The organism is Mesorhizobium sp. M0659 (genome assembly GCF_040320605.1).
In the GTDB taxonomy this organism is placed as follows: domain Bacteria; phylum Pseudomonadota; class Alphaproteobacteria; order Rhizobiales; family Rhizobiaceae; genus Mesorhizobium.
Map to the genome: position 1 here is coordinate 32,463 of NZ_JAMYPY010000002.1, position 22,310 is coordinate 54,772.

The following is a 22,310-nucleotide window of genomic DNA, read 5'->3' on the forward strand; positions in this document are numbered from 1 at the left end:
CTATCCCTTGATCGCCGAGCCGACGATGGAATCGACGAAGAAGCGCTGCAGGAAGACGAACAGGATGAGCGGCGGCAGCACGGCCAGCGTCGCGCCGGCCATCACCAGGCCGGTGTTGACCGCACCTCTGTTGTAGCTGAGCAGGCGGCTCAGGCTGATGACGATCGGATAGGCGTCGGCATTGCCCTGCAGCACGGTCAGCGGCCACAGATAGCTGTTCCAGTGGTAGACGAAGGCGAAGAGGGCCAGAGCCGCGATTGCGGGGGCGATGCTGGGCGCGACGATCTTGTAGAGGATCAAGAACTCCGAGGCGCCGTCCATGCGCGCGGCGTCGATAAGCTCGTCGGGAACGCCGGAGATGAACTGGCGCATCAGGAAGATGCCGAAAGCATTGGCGAGATTGGGCACGATGATGCCGGCGAGGCTGGCGTTGAGGCCGATCGAGCCGACCAGGCGATAGAGCGGGATCAGCGTCACGATCGGCGGCAGGAACATGGTGGCGATCAGCACAGAGAACAGCAGCGACTTGGCGGGGAAGTAGTATTTGGCGAAGGCGTAGCCGGCCATCATGCTGGTCAGCAGGATGCCGGCGGTGGTGATCGAGGCGATGACCAGGGAATTCCACATCGAGCGGCCGACATTGACCACGCCCGACACCTTCTCATAGGCGTCGAAGCTCGGCGTAAGGGGGATCCACACCGGCGGCACCTGCATGCTCTCGGCCGGCGTCTTGAGGCTCGACAGCACCATCCATACCAGCGGGAAGGCCGAGGCGACGGCGACCAGCAGCATCAGCGTCGCCAGCAGCGCCTTGCGGCCCGACGGGCGCCGGCGCGACAGCCGGCTCGACGATCCCGCGCTCATTCGTCGTTCTTCCGGTTGGCGAAGGCAAACAGCGCGCAGACGACGACAATCAGCGAAAGCATCAGCATCACCGCCATGGCCGAACCCAGTCCACCCTGCGCACGCTCGATGCCGACGCGGCGGATGTGGTAGGTCAGCACATTGGTCGAGCCGACCGGCCCGCCCTGCGTGATCAGGGCAACCGGCTCGAACACCTGCACGGCGTTAATGATGGCGATGACGGCGCTGAACAACAGCGTGCGCCGTATCAGCGGCAGGGTGATGAAGCGGAACTGCTCGAAATGGTTGGCGCCGTCGAGCTTTGCTGCTTCATACAGGCTGCCGGGAATCTGCGTCAGCCCGGCGATCGCCAAGACGGTGAAATAACCGACCTGTTGCCAGACATTGAGGAAGACGATCGAGATCAGCGCCGAGCGCGGTGACGACAGAAAGGGCTGTGGTCCCACACCGATCAGGCCGAGCATCTGGTTGAGCGGGCCTTCGCTCGGCGAATAGAGTTTCGACCACACCAGCGCGACAGCGATCATCGGCACCATGTAGGTGGCAAACAGCACCGTGCGCAGCGCCGTGCCGCCGGCGACATCGCGCTGGTAAACCATCAGCCCAAAGGCCACCGACAGAGGCAGGATGAGGATGACGGAGAGCGCGGTGTAGACGGCTGTGTTGGCGAGCGCGGCCTTGAAATCGCGGCCAACCGAGGAGACCCCAAAAATCTCGCGGAAATTGTCGAGGCCGATGAAGCCGGCGCTGGAAAACGGCGTCTGCGTCGACCAGTCCTGGAACGACAGCCAGACGGTGAGCAGCATCGGCAACAGGATGAAGATGCCGATCAGCGTCACGGCGGGCGCCAGCATGATGCCCGCCGAGGCACGGTACCTCTGAATCATTATCTGGCGGCGCGCTCCAGGATCGAAATGGCGTCGGCCTGCGCCGTCGCCTGCGCATCCTTGGCCGAGACCTGGCCATACTGCAACGCCTCGAGCGTCTGCTGCAGCGATTCCGAGAATTCCTGGCCGCCGGGCACGACAGGGAACGGCTTGGCGTCGGTGAGCACGCTGACATAGCCGGAGAGGAATTCCGAGCCGAGCTTGTCCTTGTGCGCCTCGATGTCGGAGAGGCGTGAGGGCAGGATGCCCATCGACATCAGGATATCCGACATCGCGGAAGCGCCGTTCTTGCCGGACTTTGGATTGTTCAGCCAGGCGAGGAAGTCCCACGCCGCCTTCTGCTCGGCGGTACCTGCATTGGCGTTGACCACGGTCATCCAGGAGTAGGAGATCGAATGCGGCTTGTCGCCGCTCGGGCCGACGGGAATCGGCGCCGTTGCAATGTCGGCGAACTTGTCGCCCATGCCGGCCTTCAGCGCGCTCTCCCACCAATTGGCCATGATGATCATGCCGGTCTTGCCGGAGACGAAATTGTCGAGGAAGGGGCCGGTGGTGTTGGCGTCGGCTGTCGCCATCGCCGGCACGCTGGCGCCCGACTTGATCAGGTCTTCATAGAGCTGGAATGTCTCGGCGGCCTGCGGGCTGTCGAGCACCGGCTTGCCGTCCTTGACCAGGTCGCCGCCATTGGAGACCAGCAGCGAGGCGAAGGGGTGGACGACACCGGCGGCCCATGAATTGATCATGCCGAAGCCTTGCTGTCCCGCATCCTTGTTGGTCAGCTTTTTCGCCGCGTCCTTGAACTCGTCCCAGGTCTTGGGTGGCGCCGCGATGCCGGCCTGCTTGAACAGCGCCTTGTTATAGTTCAGCGCATAGACGTCGATTTCGTTGGGGATGCCGTAGAGCGTGCCGCCGACCGAGGCGGCGCTGGTGACGCCCGCCGGCCAGGCGGCCTTGACCTCGCTGGCCACCGCATCGGGAGCGGGCGCGACCAGCTTGTCGCGCGCCAGTTCCGGCAACCAGAGATCGTAAATGCCGCCGATCGTCGGACCGTCCGCGCCGCCGCCTTGCGAGCGCAGCGTGGTCAGGAGGTCGCCGAAGGGGACGGCGCGCACGGTGACGCTGACATCCGGATTGGTCTTGGCATAATCCTTAGCCGCCGCTTCCAGCAGCGCGACCGTCTCCGGCGACCAGTGGGTGAGATAGGAGATGTTGACCGACTGCGCCCAGGCCGTGGCGGGCAGGATGGCGAGGCCTGCGGCCAGTGCCAGTTTCGACGTCCAGGCAAACGACATTCCTCATCCTCCCTATTGGTTCGCATGAGGTTATGACAAGTCAGCGCGGCGACGCAAGGGCTTGCTGGCGAAAAAGTCTCACATGGTACGGTCACAGATTTCTTTGCGGCGCTGGAATGTGGGTATTTGTCGTTATGTAACAAACAGTTGCGGGTACTGCAATGTCGCGAGGGGGCCAAACGCCGCCATTCCTGAGGCGCAGCAGACCTCTTGCGAATACCGCTATGTCGTTATAATGACTTTTGCCGAACCAATGACTTCTCACGGCACGGGAACGCCGCGGGACGCCAAGGACAGAGAACAATGGGAGACTGGCAATGAGCATGCTTTCACTTGACCGGCGCGTAGCACTTGGCCTGATCGGCGGCCTTGCCGCCGCCTGCGCCGGCGTCTTTGCCTCATTGCCGGCGCGAGCCGCCGACAGCACGGTGACGCTGTGGAGCTGGCGCACCGAGGACGAGGCGGCGATGCGCCGCATCTTCGATGCCTTCGAGGCGAAGAAGCCCGGCATCAAGGTCGCCATCCAGTTCACGCCCGATGCCGACTACCAGAACCGGCTGAGCACGGCGCTGCGCGGCGGGCGCGGGCCCGACATCGCCCAGCTCAAGGCCTATGGCGAATTGCAGCCCTTCGTCGAGGCCGGCTATCTCGACGCGCTGGACGACAGCGTGCCGGAGCTGAAGAACATGGAGGACGCGGCGCTTGGCGGCGCGCGCGGCCGCAGCGACGGCAAGCTCTATGGCGTGCCCTACTCGGTGCCGATGATGGGCGTCTTCTACAACCAGGATATTTTCGCCGCCCAAGGCATCGAGATCCCCAAGACCTACAAGGATTTCACCGCTGTCTGCGAGAAGCTGAAGGCGGCCGGCATCACGCCGATCGCCACCGGCGGCGCCAACGGCTCGGCCTGGGAACTGGAGATCGCCGTCGGCGTCGTCGGCCCGACCGTCTATGGTCCTGAATTATACGACGAGATGATGAGCGGCAAGGCGACCTTCGAGGATCCGCGCTATGTGGCGGCGCTGAAGCGCTTCGCCGAGCTGAAGCCGTATTTCCCCGACGGCTTCGCCGGCATCGACTACACCACCGCCACGCAGCAGTTCATCGGCGGCAAGGCGGCGATGTTCCTCGGCGGTTCGTTCGAGAACGGCAGCTTCAAGGCGCAGAACCCGAAGCTGAAATTCTCGATCTTCCCGTTCCCCGCCGACGATGCCGGGGCAAAACTCTACACCTCGGCGTTCTCCGACGGCTCCTATGGCCTGGTCTCCGAGAGCCAGAACAAGGAAGCCGCGACCAAGGTGCTGGGCTTCATGGCTTCGGCAGAGTTCGCACAGATGTTCGCCGACGAGCTCGGCTGGCCGCCGGCCCGCACGGATGTGACGGTGAAGGATCCAGTGCTGGCCGCGATGATGGAGATGGCGAAGAATTCGACGCCGTATCTGACGCTGGTCGGCTTCCGCTGGCAGTCGCCGACGGCGTCTTCGGTGCTGCAGTCGGAGATCATCGACATGGTCGAAGGCAACATCGCGCCGGAGAAGCTGGCGGCCGACATGCAGGCCGCGGTCGCCACCTGGTTCAAGCCGAAGCAGTAGGCGTGGCCGGTCGCAAAAGCGGCCGGCCTCTCACGGACCAGAAAAGCGCATGAGCACCCTTCGCCGCACCAGCAGCCTTCGCCGCACGCAGCAGCGCATGGCCGTGCTGTTCATCCTGCCGGCGCTGGCGGTCTATGCGCTGTTCGTCCTCTATCCCCTGGGGATGTCGCTGTGGGGCAGCTTCTTCGTCTGGAAGGGGCTGCGCATGGTCGAGTTCGCCGGCCTGTCGAATTTCTCAAGGCTGTTCGTTTTCCCCAGCGGCGCGCGGATCTACGGCGCGCTGTGGCACAACACCGCCTGGTTCTTCGGCATCATGGTCTTCCAAAATGGCCTCGGCCTGTTGTTCGCCTGGCTGCTGTTCCTGCGCGACAAGGGTGCTGCGTTCTTCCAGTCGGTGTTCTTCTTTCCGGCGGTGCTGAGCCCGGTCATCGTCGGCGCGCTGTGGCGGTTGCTTTTGGCACCGGGCGGCGTCGTCGAATGGGCGCTGAACGGGCTTGGCCTGCACCAGGGCAGCCTGACCGTGCTCGGCAACAGCCACACCGCGCTCGCCATGCTGATCGCCGTCGATGCCTGGAACTGGATGGGCCTGCCGGTGCTGATCTACACGGCAGGTCTGCGGCAGATTTCCGGCCAGATTTTCGAGGCGGCAAAACTTGACGGCGCCGGCAATGCGCGCATGCTGTTCTCGATCGCGCTGCCGCTGCTGATGCCGGCGCTGGGCACGCTGACGACGCTGTCGTTCATCAACACCTTCAACCAGTTCGACATCGTCTATGTCATGCAGGGCGTGCAGGGCAATCCGAGCTATTCGACCGACACGCTGGTGACCTACTTCTACCGGCTGGCCTTCGGCGCGGAAGGTGCTGTCGGCATCACCGATATCGGTCTGGCTTTGGCGCTCGGCACCGTGCTGTTCTTGATCCTCAGCATCGGCACGCTCATGATGCTGCGCTTCTTCGACCGCCGCACGGTGCAGCTATGAGCGCGCTGGCGATTTCGCAAAGACCGGCCATCTCTCGGCAGCTGGCGCGGCTGCCCGGCTGGACGGTGCTGGTCGTTTGGACGGCGGCCGTGCTGTTGCCGCTCTACATCCTCATCGTCTCCTGTTTCAAGACCACGGCCGAGATCTACGACAACAGGCTCGGCCTGCCGCAAAGCTTTGCCTTCGATAATTTCGTCAACGCCTGGACGCGCGCCGATCTCGGCCAGAATTTCATCAACAGCCTGATCGTCACGGGCGGCGCTGTCATCCTCACCATCGTCGTCTCGGCGATGGCCGCCTATCCGCTCAGCCGCTACAAGCTTGGCTGGAATGCCATCATGCTCGGCCTGTTCTTGTCAGGCATCATGCTGCCGATCCGGCTCGCCTCGGTCGAACTGTTCACGCTGATGCGCAATCTCGGCCTGCTGGATTCGCTGACCGGGCTGATCCTGGTCTATTCGGCGATCCGCATTCCCTTCGCCGTCTTCATCTTCGCCAATTTCATGCGCGTCTTGCCCTCCGAGTTGGACGAGGCGGCGCGCATGGACGGCGCCGGCGAGGTCCGCATCCTGTTCCAGATCATCCTGCCGATGGTCAAGCCGGCGGTGTCGATCGTGGCAATCTTCACCGCGATCGCGGTGTGGAACGATTTCTTCTTCCCGCTGATCTTCATCTTCGACGACCGCTACAAGACGGTGCCGCTGGCGATCAGCGTCTTCGTCGGCCAGTTCCGCACCGACTGGGGCCTGGTGTTCGCCTCGCTGGCGATATCCATGGCGCCCATCCTGATCATGTATTGTCTGCTGGCGCGCCAGATTCGCGAAGGCGTCGGTACCGGAGGGGGCATGAAATGATCGAAGACAGGATTTATGCGGCGAAATCGATCCTGGTGGTCGGCGCGCACGCCTTCGATGCCGAGGTGATGGCCGGGCCGCTGGCGGCTGCTGCCGTCAAGCGCGGCGCCACGGTGACCTTCCTGCATCTGACCATGGGTGAGCAGGGCCATCCGTACCTGGTTCCCGCGCATTATTGCGTGCAGAAGGAAGAGGAAGCGGGCAGCGCGGCGGAGCGGCTCGGCGTCACCATGCGTGGCTTTGGCCTGCGCGACGGCTTCCTGCCCACAGACGATCAGACGGCGCTCGAAGTGGGCGACATCATTCGCGAGCTGAAACCCGAGATCGTCATCACCCATTGGCATGGCAGCTGGCACAAGGACCATCGCGCCGCCGCGCATTTGACGAAGACCGGTATCTTCTTCGCCGGACTGCCGACCGTTGCCAGCGACCATCCGGCGCACACGCCGCAACTGCTGCTGTTCGGCGAGAACTGGGAGGACGATGACGGCTTCCGGCCCGAGCATCTCGTCGATGTCAGCGACGGGTTCGAGGCCTGGCGCGACGCGGTCATGGAGTATGAGCTGGCGCGCGGCCTGAGCAGCTTCCCCTATGTCGACTATTACAGTTCGCTATACCGGCTGCGCGGCTGCCTGCGTGGCACGCGCCATGCGCAGGCCTTCGCGGCGGCGTCGCATTCGTGGAATGCCGGCAGCGGCCTGTTCTCGCTCCCCTTCGGCAAAGGGTCCGGTCGATGAGGCGGGTACTCGCCATCGATCTCGGCGGCACCAATCTGCGCGCCGCCGTATCTACGGGCGATGTCGGTGCGTTGGAGGCGCTGGGCAGCGAGCCGGCGCCGGCAACCCTTGGTGCCTTCATTGCGCGCATCGACGCGCTGTGCGCTGAGGCCGGGTCGGTCTCAGCGCTTGGTATCGCGGTGCCGGGTCTGGTCGAGGGCTCAATCTGCCGCTGGATCCCCAACTTGCCGTTCCTCGACGGCGTCGATATCCAGCCGCTGTTTCCCAAACTGCGCGTAGCGCTCGGCAATGACGCGCAGATTGCGCTGCTGGCGGAGGCTGTCGAAGGCAGTGCGAAAAACATGTCGGATGCGATCCTGCTCGCCATCGGCACCGGCATCGGTTCGGCGGTGCTGGCCAATGGCCGCATCGTTGCCGGCGCGCATGGCGGCGCCTGCTCGTTCGGCTGGGCCTGCGCCGACGTCAAAGATCATGGCGAGGAGCGCAGCGGCTGGCTGGAGCGCGTCGCGTCGGGCCGGGCGCTTGATGCCCTTGCCGGACAGATCGGCCTTGCCGACGGCCGCCAGCTGATCGCCGCTGCCCAGGCCGGCGAGCTGGCTGCACTCACCTTGCTTGAACTGCCGGCGCGACAGCTCGGCACCGCGCTTGCAGGCGCTGTCGCGCTGCTCGATCCGCAAGCGGTGCTGATTTCGGGTGGTTTGGCGGACGCGCTGGATGTGATCCGGCCGCCGCTGCTTGCGGCGCTGCGACGTCAACTGCCGCCGCATCTGCGCGGCATCGACGTCAAGGCTGGAAAGTTCGGTCCCCGCGCCGGTCTGGTCGGCGCGGCGCTGGCCGGCGCCGTTGGGCAAGGGTGGAGGCAGGTGCGATGAGCGAAGCAAGCTTTCAGCAGCCGGACCGCAGACGGCCGGAGCCGCTCTGGTATCAGGTCGAAGAGGCGATCCGCGCCATCGTCAAGAGCGGCGAATGGGCAACGGGCGACCAGATCCCGGCGGAGGACAGGCTGTGCGCCCTGTTCGGCGTCAGCCGTATCACGCTGCGCCACGCCTTGCGCAATCTGGAGGAGGCCGGGCTGCTCAGGCGCGAACATGGCCGCGGCACGTTCGTGCGCTCGACCACGCTGGTCGCCGGCACGCGCGAACTGACCAGCTTCACCCAGGAGATGGGCAATATGGGCGTGGTCGCGGGCTCGCGTCTGCTCGACTGCAGCCTGACCACCGCCAACGCGGCGGCTGCCGGCGCGCTGGAGATCGAGGAGGGCGATCCGGTGGTGCGCATTCGCAGGCTGCGGCTCGGCAACAATGAGCCGATCGGCATCCAGACGGCGCAGCTGTCGGCCGTGCGCGTGCCAGGCTTCCTCGATGCCGGCCTGCTGCAGGGCTCGCTCTACGAGGCGCTGGAGCGCCATTACGGCATCGTGCCGGTGGCCGCGCGGGAGAACTACCGGGTCGGCGCGGTCGGCGCGGCGGACGCCGAACTGCTCGACCTCGCTGTCGGCAGCCCGGCCTTCGTCGTCGAACGCATCACCACCGACGAGCGCGGCCCGTTCGAATTCACCGTCTCGATCATGCGCGGCGACCGCTACGAAATCCGCTCGACGCTGCGCGCCGGACGCGTGCCGCTGAACCCGAGAAGCTGATCCATTCCAGACCGACACAGCAAACAGGAGTACCCACGTGTCCGATCTCTACATCCACCGTCTCGCCGCCCTCATCGACCAGGCTGCGAAAGCCAATGAAGAGGCCTTTGACCAGGCCGCCAGCCACTTTGCCGACTCGCTCGAGGGCGGCGGGCTGGTGCATCTCTATGGCTCCGGCCATTCGGTGCTGCCGGTGCAGGAAGTGTTTCCGCGCTATGGCAGCTATGTCGGCTTCAACCCGCTGACCGACCCGCGCGTGATGTGGCACAATGTGCTCGGCGCCGGCGGCGTGCGCGAGCTTTTGTGGCTGGAGCGTACGGAAAAATACGCCGAAAAATTCCTCGACCACCAGCCGCTCAACAAGGGCGATTCCATCATCATCTTCGGCCATAGCGGCCGCAACTCGTCGGGCATCGACACCGCGCTATACGCCAGTAAGCGCGGCATCTTCGTCGTCGCGGTCACCAGCAAGAACAATCTGGACAAGCCGGCGACGCACTCCTCCGGCAAGCGGCTGGCCGATGCCGCCGACCTCGTCATCGACACCTGTTCGCCGATCGAGGACGCCATCGTGCCGGTCGAGGGCTGGAGCCGGCCGGTGTCGGGCTCATCGACGGTGCTTGCCATGATCCTGGCGCATGAGCTGATCGCGCGCACCGCCGAGCAGCTCGCCAAGCGGGGCATCGAACTGCCGGTCTTCGCCTCGCCGACCATTGCCGGCGTGACGCTGCACGACACCGACGTCATCTACGGCGTCTACCGCGAGCGCATGCTTGACGCGCAGCAGAAGCACCTGCCGACCTTCCAGGCAACGATGCGCGGAGAGTGAAAAAAGGGAGGCCCGGCACATGCCGGGCCTCCGACGTCTCGTTCCGCAACTCCTATCCTCTCAACGCCGCTTCGGGCGCCCGGCAGGCGATTTGTTGCCGCGCGGGCCGCTCTGAACCGGCGTGTTGCCCTGGTTTTCCTCCGACAGCTTGCGCCAGCGGGCAAGGCGCTCAGGGTCGAGCGTACCCGCCTTCAACGCAGCCTGCACCGCGCAGCCCGGTTCGTGGACATGGGTGCAGTCGCGGAATTTGCACAGCGGTGCGAGCTCGGTGATTTCGGCAAACAGCGTGTCGATGCCGGATGCGACGTCGCTGACATGCAGCGTGCGCATGCCCGGCGTGTCGATCACCCAGCCGCCACCGGCAATGGGGTGCAGCGACCGCGCCGTGGTGGTGTGGCGACCCTTGGCATCGTGTTCCCGGATGCCCGCGGTCTGTTGCGGCGATTGCTGCGCCGATCCGGCCAGCGTGTTGACCAGCGTCGATTTGCCGACGCCGGAGGAGCCGACCAGCGCCACCGTCTGCCCTGCGCCACACCAGGGAGCAAGCGCCGCTGCGGCATCGGCGACGCGCGGGTTCAGCACCACCACGGCCAGCCCACGCTGCAGGGCGGCGGCCTGGCCTTGGTAAGCCTCGGCATCGTCAGCGGTGTCGGCCTTGGTCAGCAGGATCACCGGCGTCGTTCCGGCCTCGTTGGCCAGCGCGAGATAGCGCTCGAGCCGGGCGATGTTGAAATCGGCATTGCAGGACGTCACGATGAACAGCGTGTCGACATTGGCCGCGGCCAGCTGCGGCACCCTGCCGCCCTGTGTGCGGCGCTCCAGCACCGTCTTGCGGGTCAGGCGGCGGCGCAGCAGATGCGTGTGAGGCTCGACCAGCACCCAGTCGCCGACGGCATAGTCGCCGGTGTTGGCATTGGCCGGCAGCGTCAGATCCACTGGCCCTGCCCGGGACAGGCCGGCCAGACGGTCGCGGTGCACCGAAGCGATGCGCGTCGGCACCAGGTCTGCCTCATCGGCTTCAAGCTGGTCGCCGAAGAAATCCGTCCAGCCCAGGGTTGCGAGGGAAGCCGTCACGGTTTTGACCACGGCGACGGCGTCACAGACATCGGAGAGTATCCTTTGGCAAAATGGGCGCGGACCCTCGGGGCGGTTGTTCAAGCTGTGTATGGGCGGCATGGCGGCATTTGGCAAGCCGAACCGCGCCGATGGCCGAGCCGTTTCGCGCACCACGTTGGAACGCATCGCGGCGGTGGTTCGCTGATGCGCTTACGCGTCGTTACTCTCAATGTCTGCAACACGGAAGGCGAACCGGAGCGCCTGGCGGCCATCAACCGGGAGCTGAGGCGGCTCGACCCCGATCTGTCGCTCTCCAGGACGTCGTCCAGACAGCCGATGTGAAATCCCTCGATACGCTGCCGATGGTCTTGATTTGCATGCCACGCATCAGGCCTCGTCGTCGACCTCGAAGTTGGCAGGGACGGCTGAGGATGGCAGGTCGAGAAGCCTGCCAAAAGGGGGAGGGGGATGGCCGGTACCGCAGGGGGCGGGGGGTTGGGATGGGGTTGCCTGAAGCACCGGCCAAAGCGGGACAAGTCCCACGCCCACAAGCTAGCAGAGCTTGGATCGGTTCATATGGTGTGATCGCGGAACTGGCGCAAAAGCGCTTTCACATCCCCGCGCAGGCGTCGGCAACGAGCCCGCAACCGGGGGTTTCCGGTCGGTTGGTGGGTTGCGCAAGCGTCGGTTGAAGGCGCTGCGGGAGGCTGTCGTTTTTAGTGCGGTTCGAGTGCTATGCGCTCAGCGACAGGTGCTCAAGGCAGGGCAATCGCGTGGCGCCACCACATGCGATTGTCCTGCTTACGCCACCGGCAGCGTTCGCCCCGCAATCAGATCCGCAGCCTTCTCCGCAATCATGACCACGGCCGCGTTGGTGTTGGAGGACACGATGCTTGGCATGACCGAGCTGTCGCAGACACGCAGGCCTTGCAGACCGCGCACGCGCAACTCGGGATCGACGACGCTGTCGGCATCGCCGCCCATCCGGCAGGTGCCGACTGGGTGATAGGCGCTGCGGCCATGTTCTCGGGCGAAGGCTTCGAGTGCTGAGCGCCCCTGCATCGCCTTGCCGGGCAGATGCTCGCGGCTGATGTATCTGGCGAAGGCTGGCTGCGACAGGATTTCGCGGCTGATCTCGATGCCGTCGATGGCGCGTTCGAGATCATAGCGCTCGGCGAACGGGTTGGGGTCGATGATGGGCGCATCGCGCAGGTCCGCGGACTTGAGCGTGACGCTGCCGCGCGAACGCGGGCGCACATGGTAGGAGTTCAGCGTGCAGCCATTGCCGCCGGGAACCGAGCCGATGCCTTCCTCGACGCCGGCGCCGGGCAGGAAATGGAACTGGATGTCCGGCGTCTTCTCCGCGCGGTCGCCCCACCAGAAGCCGCCGGCCTCTACAATGTTGGAGGCCACCGGCCCCTTGCCGAACAGCGCATATTCAAGACCGGCAACCGCCTGCCAGCGCTTCTTCTTGTAACGGTCGATGCCATGCGGTCCGTTGAGCTCGGCGACGACATCGACGTCCATGTGATCGTGCAGATTCTGGCCGACGTTTTTGGAATCGTGGACCACCTCGATGCCGTGATGGCCGAGATGCACGGCCGGGCCGATGCCGGACAGCATCAGCAATTTCGGCGAGCCGATGGCGCCGGCGGCGACGATGACTTCGCGCTCGGCGCGGAGCAGTTCGGTGCGGCCATTGACGATGATCTCGACACCGATGGCGCGGCCGTTCTCGACCACGATGCGGCTGACGGAGGCGTCGGTGCGTAGCGTCAGATTCTTGCGGCCGAGCGCCGGCTTCAGATAGGCGACCGCCGTGCTCGAGCGTTTCCCCCGGCGCGTCGTCGTCTGGTAGAAGCCGGCGCCCGCCTGCTTACCGGCGTTGAAGTCGGCGCGGAAAGGAAGGCCCGCCTGCTGCGCCGCCTTGACGAAGATGCGGGTCAGCGGATGCGGCGCGCCGCTGGAGACGCCGAGCGGGCCGTCAGTGCCGTGCTGCGCATCGGCAAAAGTGTCGTTGCCCTCGGAGCGGACGAAGTAGGGCAGCACGTCGGCATAGCTCCAGCCGGCACAGCCATTCTCAGTCGCCCAGCCGTCATAATCCTCAGGGCAACCGCGGGTGAACACCTGGGCGTTGATCGAGGAGCCGCCGCCCAGCACGCGGGCCTGCGGATAGACCATGGTGCGGCCGTCGATCTCCTTGCCGGGCGCGGTGTGATAACCCCAGATCAGCGGCCCCGACGTCATCTTGAAGAAGCCGACCGGCAAATGGATGTAGCGGTCGGTGTCGGGCGGACCGGCCTCGAGCAGCACGACGGACACGTCCGGGTCCTCGCTCAGCCGGGCGGCCAGAATGCAGCCAGCCGAACCGCCGCCGACAATGATGTAATCCGTCATTTCCACTCCCGGGTTCTCTTTGTTGGAGCATGATCTCCGGACAAAACGGTTTCCCGATTTGTCCGAGAAAACCGGTTCCCACTTCTAGGGATCATGCTCCGGCGGGCGATGAAAATCACCGCCCCTTCCTCTTGCGCGCGACGATCTCAAGTCGCTTGTGCCACGTCAAGAGAAAGGGTATGGTTATCGTGTTGAAGGGTTGTCGTACAAGTGGAGGAGCTTGACGACCCTCACCAGGAGGTCCCGGCCGCGCTCCCCGCGCAAGATGCCGGGCGGAACAGAATTCAATCGGGAGGATTCGAGGTATGAACGACACGAAGAATTTTGCGGTCAACCGGCGCACGCTGATGATGGGCGCCACCGCCGGCGTGGCGGCACTCGCCATGCCGAGCGTGCTGCGCGCGCAGGACAAGCCGACGCTGGTGACGTCGATCCGCTCGCTGTCCAACCCCTATCACGCGGTGTGGAAGACCGGCGCGGAAGCGTATGCCAAATGGGCCGGGCTGGAACACGTCACGCTGGTTTCGGAAGGCAACAGCGAGAAGGGCATTGCCGACATCAAGGCGATGCTGGCCAAGACCGGCGGCAACATGGTGCTGAATTCCGATCCCAACGACACGCCCGATGCGCGCCCGATCGTCGAGGCCTGCGCCAAGGCCGGCGCCTATGTGGTGACGCAGTGGAACAAGCCTGGGGATCTGCACCCGAAGGATTTCAACCCGAACTATGTCTCGCATATCGAGTTCGACGGCATCGACAGCGGCAAGACCATCGCCGAGATCCTGTTCAAGACCATTGGCGGCAAGGGCGGCATCGTCGCACTCGGCGGCCTGATCTCGACCACGGCGGCGATCGAACGCAAGAAGGGCCTCGATGCGGCGCTCGCCGCCAACCCGGACATCAAGCTGCTCGACTTCCAGGTCGCCAACTGGAAGTCGACCGAAGCCTTCGACCTGATGGGCAATCTGCTCACCCGCTTCGGCGACGACATCAAGGGCATCTGGGCCGCCAATGACGATATGGGCTCCGGTGCACTGGAAGCGCTGCGTGCCGAAAATCTCGCCGGCAAGGTGCCGATCGTCGGCGTCGACGGCATCAAGACGGCGGTCGATGCGGTGCGCACCGGCGAGTTCGCCTGCACCGTCACTTCGGATCCGTTCTGGCAGGGCGGCATGGGTCTGGCCATCGGCTACAACGCCAAGATCGGCAAGTTCGACCCGACCAAGGAGCCCCCGGAGCACCGCGAGTTCTACGGCAAGGCGGTGCTGATCTCGCACGACAATGTCGAGGAATATTACAAGACCAATGTCGATGCGAAGCCCGAGATCGACTGGAACGATCTGTGGGGCCGGGTCACCGGAGCAATCCGCACCTGATCCATCGGAGTGGGCTGCAACTCCCTGGCGGCCCGCTTCCTCCCGCAGCCGTCGCGATCCCCTTGTCGCGACGGCTGTCACCAGCAGACGGGAAGCGGTTTCTTGACAATCCATACAGAACCCCTGAAGTCCGTTTCGGACATCGAGCGGACGACGCCCATGACACCGTTCCCCGGCCGCATCGCGACATTCCTGGGCGGCAGGCGCTGGCGCAGCCTGGCGCCGCTGGCGGTGCTGATTGTACTCTGCGTACTCATCGCCATTGCCAACCCCAATTTCATCGAGCTGCGCAATCTGGTGCGGCTTGCGAATTCCGCCGCCGTGCCGCTGACGCTGGCGATGGGGCTGACCTTCATCATCCTGATGGGCAGCATCGACCTCGCAGTCGAAGGCACGCTTTCGGTGGCGGCGATGGTGCTTGTGCTGCTCGCCGCCAATGACGGCAACGGCAACGACTATGGCTGGTGGGCGGTGCTCGCTGCCATCGCCGCCGGCACCGCCATGGGCTTCGTCAGCGGTCTCATCCAGACCATGCTGCGCATCCCGTCCTTCATGGGCACGCTCGGCATGTGGTTCATCGGCCTCGGCCTGTCGGTCTATATGCTGGGCGGCACGGCCATCAAGCTGAACGACGCCTCGATCCGCGACCTGGCCTTGCACCGTTTCCTCGGCCTGCCGGTGGCGGTCTGGGTCGCGTTCGGCGCCTTCCTGCTCGCCACTGTCATCCAGTATCACACCAAGCTCGGCCGCCACATATTGGCGATCGGCGGTGATGAGGATGTCGCCAAGCTCTCCGGCGTCAATGTCGTGCGCGTGCGCATCACCGCTTTTGCGCTGGCCGGGTTCTTCTTCGGCATTGCCGGCGTGCTGGCCGCGGCACAGCTCGGCCAGTCGCACGCCGTCATCGGCGACGGCAGGCTGTTTGCAGCGGTCACCGCAGTGGTCGTCGGCGGCACCGCTTTGACCGGCGGCGAGGGCGGCGTCGTCAACACGCTGATCGGTGTGCTGATCGTCACCGTGCTTGCCAATGGCATGATCCTGCTCGGCATCTCGCCCTACATCCAGCAGACGGTGCAGGGTCTGATGATCATCGCCGCGGTGGCGCTGTCGCTCGACCGTGTCCGCCTGAAAATCGTCAAGTGAACGCCATGCTGCAGGCGTCCAGCATCATCAAGAATTTCCCCGGCGTCCAGGCGCTGCGCGACGTCTCAATCGAGGTGCGGCCCAATGAAGTTGTCGGGCTGATCGGCGAGAACGGCGCCGGCAAGTCGACGCTGATGCGGGTGCTGGCCGGCGGCTACCGGCCGGATAGCGGCTCGCTGACGCTGGATGGCGAACAGCTGCGCATGCGCAACGCCCGTGATGCGGCCAGGCATGGCATCGGCATGGTGTTCCAGGAGCAGTCGCTGGTGCTGAACCTGACGGTTGCCGAAAACATCTATCTCGGCGAAGAGGACCGCTTCACCCGCTTCGGCCTCGTCAATTGGCGCGCCATGAACGCGGCGGCGCGGCGGCAACTGGCCAAGATCGGCATCGACATCGACGTCACCGCGCGCACCTCCGAACTCACCTTCGCCGCACGCCAGATGGTCGAGCTCGCCAAGGCGCTGACCTTGGAGGAAGTGGTCGAGCGGCAGTTGCTGATCCTGCTCGACGAGCCGACCTCGGTGCTCAACGCCGCCGACATCGAGGTGCTGTTCGCGCGGGTGCGGTCGCTCAAATCCCGCGCCAGCTTCGTCTTCGTCTCGCACCGCCTCGAAGAGGTGCTCAATATCTCCGACCGCGTCTACACGATGAAGGATGGCGCCGTCGTTGCCGAACATCGTGCAGCCGAAGTCACCGCGCCTGAGCTGCACGAGATCATGGTCGGGCGCGGCCTGCAGGCCGAATATTACCGCGAGGCCCGCCAGCTCGCGCCGCGCGATATCGTGATGGTCGAGGCCAAGGGGCTTGGCGCCAACGGTTTCTATCACGGCGTCGATCTCTCGATCCGGGCCGGCGAGATTGTCGGCATTGCCGGCGTCGTCGGCTCCGGCCGCGAGGAGGTGACGCGCACCGTTGGCGGCTTCGTCCAGCATGATGCCGGCGAGATGAAAATCGCCGGCGATGCCGTGCGCTTCTCCTCGCCGGAGCCGGCTGTGCGCAAGGGCATCGGCTATGTCCCGCGCGAGCGCCGGCTCGAAGGGCTGGTGATGTTCCTGTCGATCGCGGAGAACATTTCGCTGGCCGATCTCTCCAGCGTCATGCGCCATGGCGCCATCGACTATGGCAAGGAGCGCCGGCTTGCCGCCGACTGGATCAAGCGGCTGCGCATCAAGGCGCCCGGTCCCGATGCCGCCTGCCGCAAGCTCAGCGGCGGCAACCAGCAGAAGGTGGTGCTGGCGCGCTGGATGACGGCGGGCTCGCGCATCCTGGTGCTCGACCATCCCACACGCGGCCTCGATGTCGGCGCCAAGGAGGAGGTCTACGAATTGGTGCGCGATCTCTCGGCGCAAGGCGTGGCGATCCTTTTGATTTCCGACACGCTGGAGGAAACGATCGGTCTGTCGCACCAGGTGCTGGTGATGCGCGACGGTGCAATCACCGCGCGCTTCGATGCCAGTCCGGGCAACAAGCCGAACCAGGTCGATCTTCTCAGGGCAATGGTGTGAACCGATGAATGAGGCGTTCTCCATCAGGCAGGTTTTCGAGGGCAAGTGGACGCAAGGCGCCATTCCGCTGATCCTGCTGGTCGGCCTGCTGCTGATCATCGAGATCGCCGCGCCAGGCTTCCTCACCGGCGAAACCGTGGCGCTTTTGTTTGCCAACACCGCCGTGCTGTTCATCCTGGCGACCGGCGTCACCTTCGCCATTCTGCTCGGCGGCATCGATTTGTCGATCCAGGCGGTGGCGTCACTAGCCAGCGTCATCCTGGCGCAATTGCTGCCGTCGCTCGGCCTCGCCGCCTTTCCGGTGGCGATCCTGTCGGGGCTCGCCTTCGGCGTGTTGAGCGGTGTCGTCCATGTCAAGCTGCGCGTGCCGTCCTTCGTCGCGACACTCGCCACCGGCGGCGTGGTCACCGGCCTTGCGCTCTGGGTCTCCAATGGCCGCGCCATCACCATCGAGGAAGGTGGCCGAGAAAACACGGCGTGGATCAACGCCACCATCATCGGCATTCCGGTGGTGGTGCTGATTTCGGCGGTCATCGGCATCGCCGCCTTTCTGGCGCTGCGCTACACACGCTTCGGCCGCCAGGCGATCGCGGTCGGCGCCGGCGAGCCGGCGGCGTGGGCCGCGGGCATCAATGTCGACCGCACCAAGATCATCGCCTTTGCCGCGTCGGGTATGCTCGCGGCCATCGCCGGCGTCGTGCTGGCGGCCAGGTTGTCGAGCGGCTCGCCGGTGCTGGCCAACCAGCTGCTGCTGCCGGCCATCGCCGCCGTCATCGTCGGCGGCACGGCGATCACCGGCGGGCTCGGCGGCGTTGCCCGCACGGCGGTCGGCGCGCTGATCATCTCGATCGTGCGCATCGGCATGACCTTTGTCGGCGTCAATATCTTCCTGGAAAACATGGTGTTCGGCGCGGTGCTGATCGCTGCCGTCGCCATTACCATCGACCGCAGCAAGATCGCGGTCATCAAGTGATCCCGCCTCCCAGGCAAGCGCGGACAGGACGGGACCGCATCGGCGCGAGGCCGATGCGGTCCGGCCCGATCGGATCACATCGTGTCGAGGCCGATCAGCTCGATCTTGTAGCCGTCGGGGTCTTCGACGAAAGCGATGTGGGTGGTGCCGTGCTGCATCGGGCCGGGCTTGCGCGGGATCTTGGCGCCGCGCTTTTCCAGTTCGGCGCAGACGGCGTAGATGTCGTTGACGCCGAGCGCCAGATGGCCGAAGCCGGTGCCGATCTCGTAGGGTTCCTCGCGGCCCCAGTTCAGCGTCAGCTCGACGACGGCTTCCTTGTCCTCGGGGCCATAGCCGACAAAGGCGTTGGTGAACTTGCCGCCGGGGTAGTCGTCGCGGCGAAGCAGGGTCATGCCGAGCACCTCGGTGTAGAAGGCGATCGACTTGTCGAGGTCGAGCACCCTGATCATGGTGTGCATATAGCGAAAGCCCGGGGCGTCGCTCATTGGGGAAGTCCTCCGAATTCTGTGATTTGCGAGTCTGATCATCCACATCGAACGCTTGGCGGCAAGATGGCCTCGCTTGATGTTCTCAATCAGGGTTGTATGATAACACGACAACGCCGGTATTTGTCCAGCCGTTTTGCCGAGGGGCCCAGAGCCAATCCATGAATGCCGTGCCGCCACCCTCCGCATCGCAGATCGCAGCCCTGGCCGGCCTGCTGCCGAATGGCGGGCTGCTGACCGAGGAAGTGGATCTGGCGCGCTACAGCCGAGATTGGTCGGGAGATCATTTCGGCCGGCCGCTGGCCGTGGCGCGGCCCTCTTCGGTGGAGGAAATGTCGGCGCTGATGCGGTTCTGCCATGCCGAGCGCATTCCGGTGGTGCCGCAAGGCGGCCTGACCGGGCTCGTCGGCGCCGCAGTGGCGGCGGATGGCGGCGAGATCGTCATCTCGCTGGAGCGCATGAACAAGATTCGCTCGATCAGCCCGATCGACTTCGCCATGGTGGTCGAGGCCGGCTGCATTCTCGAGGACGCCAAGCGCGCCGCCGAAGCGAGCGACTGCCTGCTGCCGATCACTTTCGGCGCGCAGGGCAGCTGCCGCATCGGCGGCAATGTCGCCACCAATGCCGGCGGCTTCAACGTGCTGCGCTACGGCATGACGCGCGACCTGGTGCTTGGCCTCGAAGTGGTGCTGGCCGACGGCCGCATCTGGAACGGGCTGAAAGTGCTGCGCAAGGACAACCGCGGCTATGATCTGAAGCAGATCTTCATCGGCTCGGAGGGCACGCTAGGCATCGTCACCGCGGCGGCGCTGAAACTATTCCCCAAGCCGACGCAGATCGAAACCGCGCTGGTTGGCCTGCGCTCCGTCGAGGACGCGATGGCACTCTATGCAAGGGCGCGGCGCGATTGCAGCGATTTGCTCACCGCCTTCGAACTGATCCTGCGCGGCGGCATCGAGATCACCATGCGCGAAGGCCAGGATTTTCCCGATCCGCTCAGCCAGCCCTATCCCGTCTATGTGCTGATCGAGGTGTCGTCGGGCGGGCTGATCGACCTCTCCAATATGCTGCTGGGGTTTCTCGGCAGCGTCGAGGACATCGTCGAGGACGGCGTCATCGCTTCGACCAGGGCTCAAGGTGAGCGGTTGTGGCTCTACCGCGAGATCATGGTCGAGCGGCAGGGCAGGGGCGGGCGCTACCTGCGCACCGATGTGTCGGTGCCGATCTCCAGGCTTGCCGATTTCGTCACCGATGCGCTGGCCGCCTTGGAGAAAGCCCGGCCCGACGCGCTGGCCGTCACCTACGGCCATGTCGGCGACGGCAACATCCACCTCAACGTCGTGCCGCCGGAAGGCATGGGCACCGAGGCGATGGAACATCTGTTCGAGCAGGCGGAAGCCGAGATCTTCACCGTCGTCGATCGCTATGGCGGCTCTATCAGCGCCGAGCACGGCATCGGCCGGGTCAAGCAGAAGGCGTTCCTCGAACGCATCGATCCGGTGACGCTCGACCTCGCCGCCGGCATCAAGGACGCATTCGACCCGCGCCACATTCTCAGCAACGGCCGCATTCTGGCGTCCGCACCCGCCGTCGACTATAGGTGAGCGATGACGCTGAAACTCGACAAGGTCAATCGCGGCCCACACCTCTCCACTCTGGTGGCCAGTTCCATCTCGCGCGAGATCGCGCAAGGCCGGCTGAAGCCGGGTGACCAGCTGCCGACCGAGGCGGCGCTGGCAACCACTTTCGGGGTCAGCCGCAACGTGGTGCGCGAGGCGATCGCGCGGCTGCGCTCGGAAGGCCGAATCTGGTCGCAGCAGGGGCGCGGCGCCTTCGTGGTCGAGAGCAACAACCCGACGGTGCTGACCATCGACCATGAGACGCTGCAGCGCGCCGACTCGTTTCGCAATCTGTTCGAACTGCGTGGCATCCTCGAAGTGCAGGCGGCGGCCCTTGCCGCAAAACGGCGCAGCGACGCCGATCTCAAAGCCATGGGCGATGCGCTGTCCGGCATGCGCGCCGCCCCCTATGGCAGCGTCGCCTGGCTGCGCAGCGACCTCGAATTCCACCGCACCGTCGCCGAGGCGACGCGCAATTCCTACATGGGCCAATTCCTGGTCTTCGTGTCCGAGCGGGTGCGCGAAAGCATTCTCGCTGCCGGCAACCAGCAAAAGTCGGACGACATGGCCCGCATCACGCTCGGCGAACATGAGCGCATCCTGAGAGCGATCCGTGCCGGCGACGCCGAAGGGGCGCAAGCCGCGATGCGCGACCATCTGGCGGGCGCGGCGCTGCGGGTGGGGTTGCATGAGGGGGAAGCTGCGGAGATAGCGCCGGGGCCCGAGGCAGCGTCTCCGGTACGGCATTCGCGGTTGCGGAAGGCTGTGCGCGGGCAGGCTTAGGGATAGCCTTGCCTTATCCGCGCGCTGGGCCAATCGCCTATGGCAGCGCTGACCCCCACTCCGTCTCGGCTTCGCCGAGCCACCTTGCCGGGGCGAGCCACGGGTCTCGCCCGTCCTTCGGACCCCCCATTTCATGGGGGATGAGGAAATGCCAATCTCCGAGATCGCAGCCCTTCAAAAGCTTGGGTTTCCTCTCCCCCACGAATGTGGGGGTAGAGGTGGCTCGGCGAAGCCGAGACGGAGTGGGGGAGCGCCATATCAGATTTCACTCGGTCGTCGGCTCAACCAGCTCAGGGCCGGAGACAGGCCGCCACCCCACCGCGCTATTTCAGCGGCAGAAACAGCTCAAGCACCACCTCGCGCACCGGTCCGTTCGACGAAAAGTGCCGTTGGCAATAGATCGGAAAGTCGCGCGCCTCCTCGCCGCTGGCCTGAAGCCATTCGCGGTACAGGTAGAGCGCTGCCGGCTCGAGATTGTTGGTGTTGCCGGGGTAGCGCAGCACCGCGCAGCGTCCGCCGGGGATCACGCCGGCCTTCATCTGCACGTCCTCGATCGGCCCGCCCTCTACCGGCAGGTCGGTTCCGGCACAGATGTCCATGCTGTAATCGGCCGGGTTCGCGGGCTCCCTTTCGGAACGGAAGATGTTGAAGGTCGGGCTTGTCTCGGGCGAGAGGCCGGCCGCCTTGCGCCAGGCGATGAAGCGCTGGATGGTGTCAGGAAGCGTCGCCCGGTCGCCGCGATGCTCCATGATCGCCACCGGCGTCGGCGGCACATCGCGGATCATCACGTCGGCGGGTTCGAAGATTATCTGCATGAGCGTGGTCCTTGCTTTGTCGAGCGGCCCGAAGGCCATGAGCCACGCCCCCCAGTCGGGAGACTTCCGGAACGACGAAGGCGATTGTCCGAACCGTTGCCGAAAGGCGCGGGCGAAGGCATCCGGTGCGTCGTAACCGGCATCCATCGCTATGTCGGTGACGCTTTGGGCGTCGCTCTCGGCAAGCCGGTACGAAGCGCGCTTCAGGCGGGCGAGCTGGACATAGCGATGCACGGACAAGCCGAAGGTTGACGTGAACTGCCGGTGGAAATGGTATTTCGAGAACGCCGCGACGCCGCTCAACGCTTCCAGGCCCAGATCTCCGTCCAGATGCTGGTCTATGTGGTCCAGCACCCGCTGCATCCGGGCTTGGTAGCTTTCAAGTGGCGTCATCAAACGTCTCGTCCTGCGTGGCGACACCAGATAGGCGGTTCCGGACATGTCGCGCTCGACCGATCTTGCGGTTTGATAGGATGGGC

At 65.1% G+C, this 22,310-nt stretch carries 21 protein-coding genes; 14 read left to right on the top strand and 7 right to left on the bottom strand.

Translation table 11 applies throughout. The annotated features are described in order from the left end of the window. Genes NKI31_RS03325 through NKI31_RS03335 form a run of 3 tightly spaced genes read right to left on the bottom strand, consistent with a single transcriptional unit; the run spans position 1 to position 3,043 of the window. The gene (locus NKI31_RS03325) at positions 1 to 864 is read right to left on the bottom strand and encodes a carbohydrate ABC transporter permease (RefSeq protein ID WP_352650415.1); all 864 of its coding nucleotides are present in this window, start codon (positions 862 to 864) and stop codon (positions 1 to 3) included. Beyond that, entirely contained in the window at positions 861 to 1,751 is an 891-nt protein-coding gene (locus NKI31_RS03330) for a carbohydrate ABC transporter permease (RefSeq protein ID WP_352650417.1), read from the bottom strand. Before NKI31_RS03330 ends, NKI31_RS03325 begins: the two co-directional genes overlap by 4 nt. Beyond that, on the bottom strand, positions 1,751 to 3,043 hold the full coding sequence (locus tag NKI31_RS03335) for an ABC transporter substrate-binding protein (protein ID WP_352650419.1): 1,293 nt from the start codon (positions 3,041 to 3,043) through the stop codon (positions 1,751 to 1,753). Before NKI31_RS03335 ends, NKI31_RS03330 begins: the two co-directional genes overlap by 1 nt. 317 nt (positions 3,044 to 3,360) lie before the next feature. On the opposite strand from NKI31_RS03335, the gene NKI31_RS03340 reads away from it, so the two are divergent. The 7 genes from NKI31_RS03340 to NKI31_RS03370 are packed head-to-tail and all read left to right on the top strand — an operon-like array spanning position 3,361 to position 9,676. Continuing rightward, positions 3,361 to 4,635, top strand: a complete 1,275-nt coding sequence (locus NKI31_RS03340) for an extracellular solute-binding protein (protein ID WP_352650421.1) — start codon at positions 3,361 to 3,363, stop codon at positions 4,633 to 4,635. A 49-nt stretch (positions 4,636 to 4,684) separates the two neighbouring features. Continuing rightward, entirely contained in the window at positions 4,685 to 5,617 is a 933-nt protein-coding gene (locus NKI31_RS03345; RefSeq protein WP_352650423.1) for a carbohydrate ABC transporter permease, read from the top strand. Further along, on the top strand, positions 5,614 to 6,471 hold the full coding sequence (locus NKI31_RS03350) for a carbohydrate ABC transporter permease (protein ID WP_023700930.1): 858 nt from the start codon (positions 5,614 to 5,616) through the stop codon (positions 6,469 to 6,471). Before NKI31_RS03345 ends, NKI31_RS03350 begins: the two co-directional genes overlap by 4 nt. Further along, complete coding sequence (locus tag NKI31_RS03355; RefSeq protein ID WP_031195993.1) at positions 6,468 to 7,208, top strand: PIG-L deacetylase family protein; 741 nt, start codon at positions 6,468 to 6,470, stop codon at positions 7,206 to 7,208. The genes NKI31_RS03350 and NKI31_RS03355 overlap by 4 nt, the downstream gene beginning before the upstream one ends. Next, positions 7,205 to 8,080 carry an ROK family protein gene (locus tag NKI31_RS03360; RefSeq protein WP_352650426.1) on the top strand — a complete coding sequence of 292 codons (876 nt, stop codon included), beginning with the start codon at positions 7,205 to 7,207 and terminating at the stop codon, positions 8,078 to 8,080. Before NKI31_RS03355 ends, NKI31_RS03360 begins: the two co-directional genes overlap by 4 nt. Then, the gene (locus tag NKI31_RS03365) at positions 8,077 to 8,847 is read left to right on the top strand and encodes a GntR family transcriptional regulator (RefSeq protein WP_023683130.1); all 771 of its coding nucleotides are present in this window, start codon (positions 8,077 to 8,079) and stop codon (positions 8,845 to 8,847) included. Before NKI31_RS03360 ends, NKI31_RS03365 begins: the two co-directional genes overlap by 4 nt. Positions 8,848 to 8,884: 37 nt before the next feature. Further along, complete coding sequence (locus NKI31_RS03370) at positions 8,885 to 9,676, top strand: sugar isomerase domain-containing protein (protein WP_352650428.1); 792 nt, start codon at positions 8,885 to 8,887, stop codon at positions 9,674 to 9,676. A gap of 60 nt (positions 9,677 to 9,736) precedes the next feature. Here NKI31_RS03370 and rsgA read toward each other — a convergent pair whose 3' ends face one another. Further along, on the bottom strand, positions 9,737 to 10,762 hold the full coding sequence (gene rsgA / locus NKI31_RS03375; RefSeq protein WP_502899093.1) for a ribosome small subunit-dependent GTPase A: 1,026 nt from the start codon (positions 10,760 to 10,762) through the stop codon (positions 9,737 to 9,739). Between the two features lie 174 nt (positions 10,763 to 10,936). On the opposite strand from rsgA, the gene NKI31_RS03380 reads away from it, so the two are divergent. Continuing rightward, positions 10,937 to 11,074, top strand: a complete 138-nt coding sequence (locus tag NKI31_RS03380; protein ID WP_023691904.1) for an endonuclease/exonuclease/phosphatase family protein — start codon at positions 10,937 to 10,939, stop codon at positions 11,072 to 11,074. Between the two features lie 459 nt (positions 11,075 to 11,533). On the opposite strand, the gene NKI31_RS03385 is transcribed toward NKI31_RS03380, so the two are convergent. After that, positions 11,534 to 13,129 (bottom strand): GMC family oxidoreductase, encoded by a 1,596-nt coding sequence (locus NKI31_RS03385; protein ID WP_352650433.1) that lies wholly within the window; start codon positions 13,127 to 13,129, stop codon positions 11,534 to 11,536. 305 nt (positions 13,130 to 13,434) lie between these two features. Here NKI31_RS03385 and NKI31_RS03390 point away from each other — a divergent pair, with 305 nt between their 5' ends. The 4 genes from NKI31_RS03390 (at position 13,435) to NKI31_RS03405 (ending at position 18,129) form a co-directional block, all read left to right on the top strand. Then, positions 13,435 to 14,505 (top strand): sugar ABC transporter substrate-binding protein, encoded by a 1,071-nt coding sequence (locus NKI31_RS03390; protein ID WP_023683136.1) that lies wholly within the window; start codon positions 13,435 to 13,437, stop codon positions 14,503 to 14,505. A 159-nt stretch (positions 14,506 to 14,664) separates the two neighbouring features. After that, positions 14,665 to 15,648 carry an ABC transporter permease gene (locus tag NKI31_RS03395; RefSeq protein WP_023704160.1) on the top strand — a complete coding sequence of 328 codons (984 nt, stop codon included), beginning with the start codon at positions 14,665 to 14,667 and terminating at the stop codon, positions 15,646 to 15,648. 5 nt (positions 15,649 to 15,653) lie between these two features. Then, positions 15,654 to 17,156, top strand: coding sequence for a sugar ABC transporter ATP-binding protein (locus NKI31_RS03400; protein ID WP_023704159.1), 1,503 nt, complete (start codon positions 15,654 to 15,656; stop codon positions 17,154 to 17,156). A gap of 4 nt (positions 17,157 to 17,160) precedes the next feature. Beyond that, positions 17,161 to 18,129, top strand: coding sequence for an ABC transporter permease (locus NKI31_RS03405; RefSeq protein WP_352514027.1), 969 nt, complete (start codon positions 17,161 to 17,163; stop codon positions 18,127 to 18,129). A 74-nt stretch (positions 18,130 to 18,203) separates the two neighbouring features. Here NKI31_RS03405 and gloA read toward each other — a convergent pair whose 3' ends face one another. Further along, positions 18,204 to 18,614, bottom strand: coding sequence for a lactoylglutathione lyase (gene gloA, locus NKI31_RS03410; RefSeq protein ID WP_019856614.1), 411 nt, complete (start codon positions 18,612 to 18,614; stop codon positions 18,204 to 18,206). Between the two features lie 161 nt (positions 18,615 to 18,775). Here gloA and NKI31_RS03415 point away from each other — a divergent pair, with 161 nt between their 5' ends. Further along, positions 18,776 to 20,218 (top strand): FAD-binding oxidoreductase, encoded by a 1,443-nt coding sequence (locus NKI31_RS03415; RefSeq protein WP_352650435.1) that lies wholly within the window; start codon positions 18,776 to 18,778, stop codon positions 20,216 to 20,218. Between the two features lie 3 nt (positions 20,219 to 20,221). Continuing rightward, the gene (locus NKI31_RS03420; RefSeq protein ID WP_023671079.1) at positions 20,222 to 21,016 is read left to right on the top strand and encodes a FadR/GntR family transcriptional regulator; all 795 of its coding nucleotides are present in this window, start codon (positions 20,222 to 20,224) and stop codon (positions 21,014 to 21,016) included. 323 nt (positions 21,017 to 21,339) lie between these two features. On the opposite strand, the gene NKI31_RS03425 is transcribed toward NKI31_RS03420, so the two are convergent. Continuing rightward, positions 21,340 to 22,224 (bottom strand): AraC family transcriptional regulator, encoded by an 885-nt coding sequence (locus NKI31_RS03425; RefSeq protein ID WP_031251333.1) that lies wholly within the window; start codon positions 22,222 to 22,224, stop codon positions 21,340 to 21,342. Positions 22,225 to 22,310: the final 86 nt, after the last annotated feature.

Excerpts from the sequence above, each read along its gene's own strand:
- NKI31_RS03365 (WP_023683130.1), top strand. The coding sequence starts at position 8,077 with ATGAGCGAAGCAAGCTTTCAGCAGCCGGACCGCAGACGGCCGGAGCCG.
- NKI31_RS03390 (WP_023683136.1), top strand. The coding sequence starts at position 13,435 with ATGAACGACACGAAGAATTTTGCGGTCAACCGGCGCACGCTGATGATG.
- NKI31_RS03330 (WP_352650417.1), bottom strand. The coding sequence starts at position 1,751 with ATGATTCAGAGGTACCGTGCCTCGGCGGGCATCATGCTGGCGCCCGCC.
- NKI31_RS03385 (WP_352650433.1), bottom strand. The coding sequence starts at position 13,129 with ATGACGGATTACATCATTGTCGGCGGCGGTTCGGCTGGCTGCATTCTG.
- NKI31_RS03325 (WP_352650415.1), bottom strand. The coding sequence starts at position 864 with ATGAGCGCGGGATCGTCGAGCCGGCTGTCGCGCCGGCGCCCGTCGGGC.
- NKI31_RS03400 (WP_023704159.1), top strand. The coding sequence starts at position 15,654 with ATGCTGCAGGCGTCCAGCATCATCAAGAATTTCCCCGGCGTCCAGGCG.
- NKI31_RS03335 (WP_352650419.1), bottom strand. The coding sequence starts at position 3,043 with ATGTCGTTTGCCTGGACGTCGAAACTGGCACTGGCCGCAGGCCTCGCC.
- NKI31_RS03420 (WP_023671079.1), top strand. The coding sequence starts at position 20,222 with ATGACGCTGAAACTCGACAAGGTCAATCGCGGCCCACACCTCTCCACT.
- NKI31_RS03425 (WP_031251333.1), bottom strand. The coding sequence starts at position 22,224 with ATGACGCCACTTGAAAGCTACCAAGCCCGGATGCAGCGGGTGCTGGAC.
- NKI31_RS03345 (WP_352650423.1), top strand. The coding sequence starts at position 4,685 with ATGAGCACCCTTCGCCGCACCAGCAGCCTTCGCCGCACGCAGCAGCGC.
- NKI31_RS03350 (WP_023700930.1), top strand. The coding sequence starts at position 5,614 with ATGAGCGCGCTGGCGATTTCGCAAAGACCGGCCATCTCTCGGCAGCTG.
- NKI31_RS03355 (WP_031195993.1), top strand. The coding sequence starts at position 6,468 with ATGATCGAAGACAGGATTTATGCGGCGAAATCGATCCTGGTGGTCGGC.
- NKI31_RS03360 (WP_352650426.1), top strand. The coding sequence starts at position 7,205 with ATGAGGCGGGTACTCGCCATCGATCTCGGCGGCACCAATCTGCGCGCC.
- NKI31_RS03340 (WP_352650421.1), top strand. The coding sequence starts at position 3,361 with ATGAGCATGCTTTCACTTGACCGGCGCGTAGCACTTGGCCTGATCGGC.
- gloA (WP_019856614.1), bottom strand. The coding sequence starts at position 18,614 with ATGAGCGACGCCCCGGGCTTTCGCTATATGCACACCATGATCAGGGTG.
- NKI31_RS03405 (WP_352514027.1), top strand. The coding sequence starts at position 17,161 with ATGAATGAGGCGTTCTCCATCAGGCAGGTTTTCGAGGGCAAGTGGACG.
- NKI31_RS03395 (WP_023704160.1), top strand. The coding sequence starts at position 14,665 with ATGACACCGTTCCCCGGCCGCATCGCGACATTCCTGGGCGGCAGGCGC.
- NKI31_RS03415 (WP_352650435.1), top strand. The coding sequence starts at position 18,776 with ATGAATGCCGTGCCGCCACCCTCCGCATCGCAGATCGCAGCCCTGGCC.
- NKI31_RS03380 (WP_023691904.1), top strand. The coding sequence starts at position 10,937 with ATGCGCTTACGCGTCGTTACTCTCAATGTCTGCAACACGGAAGGCGAA.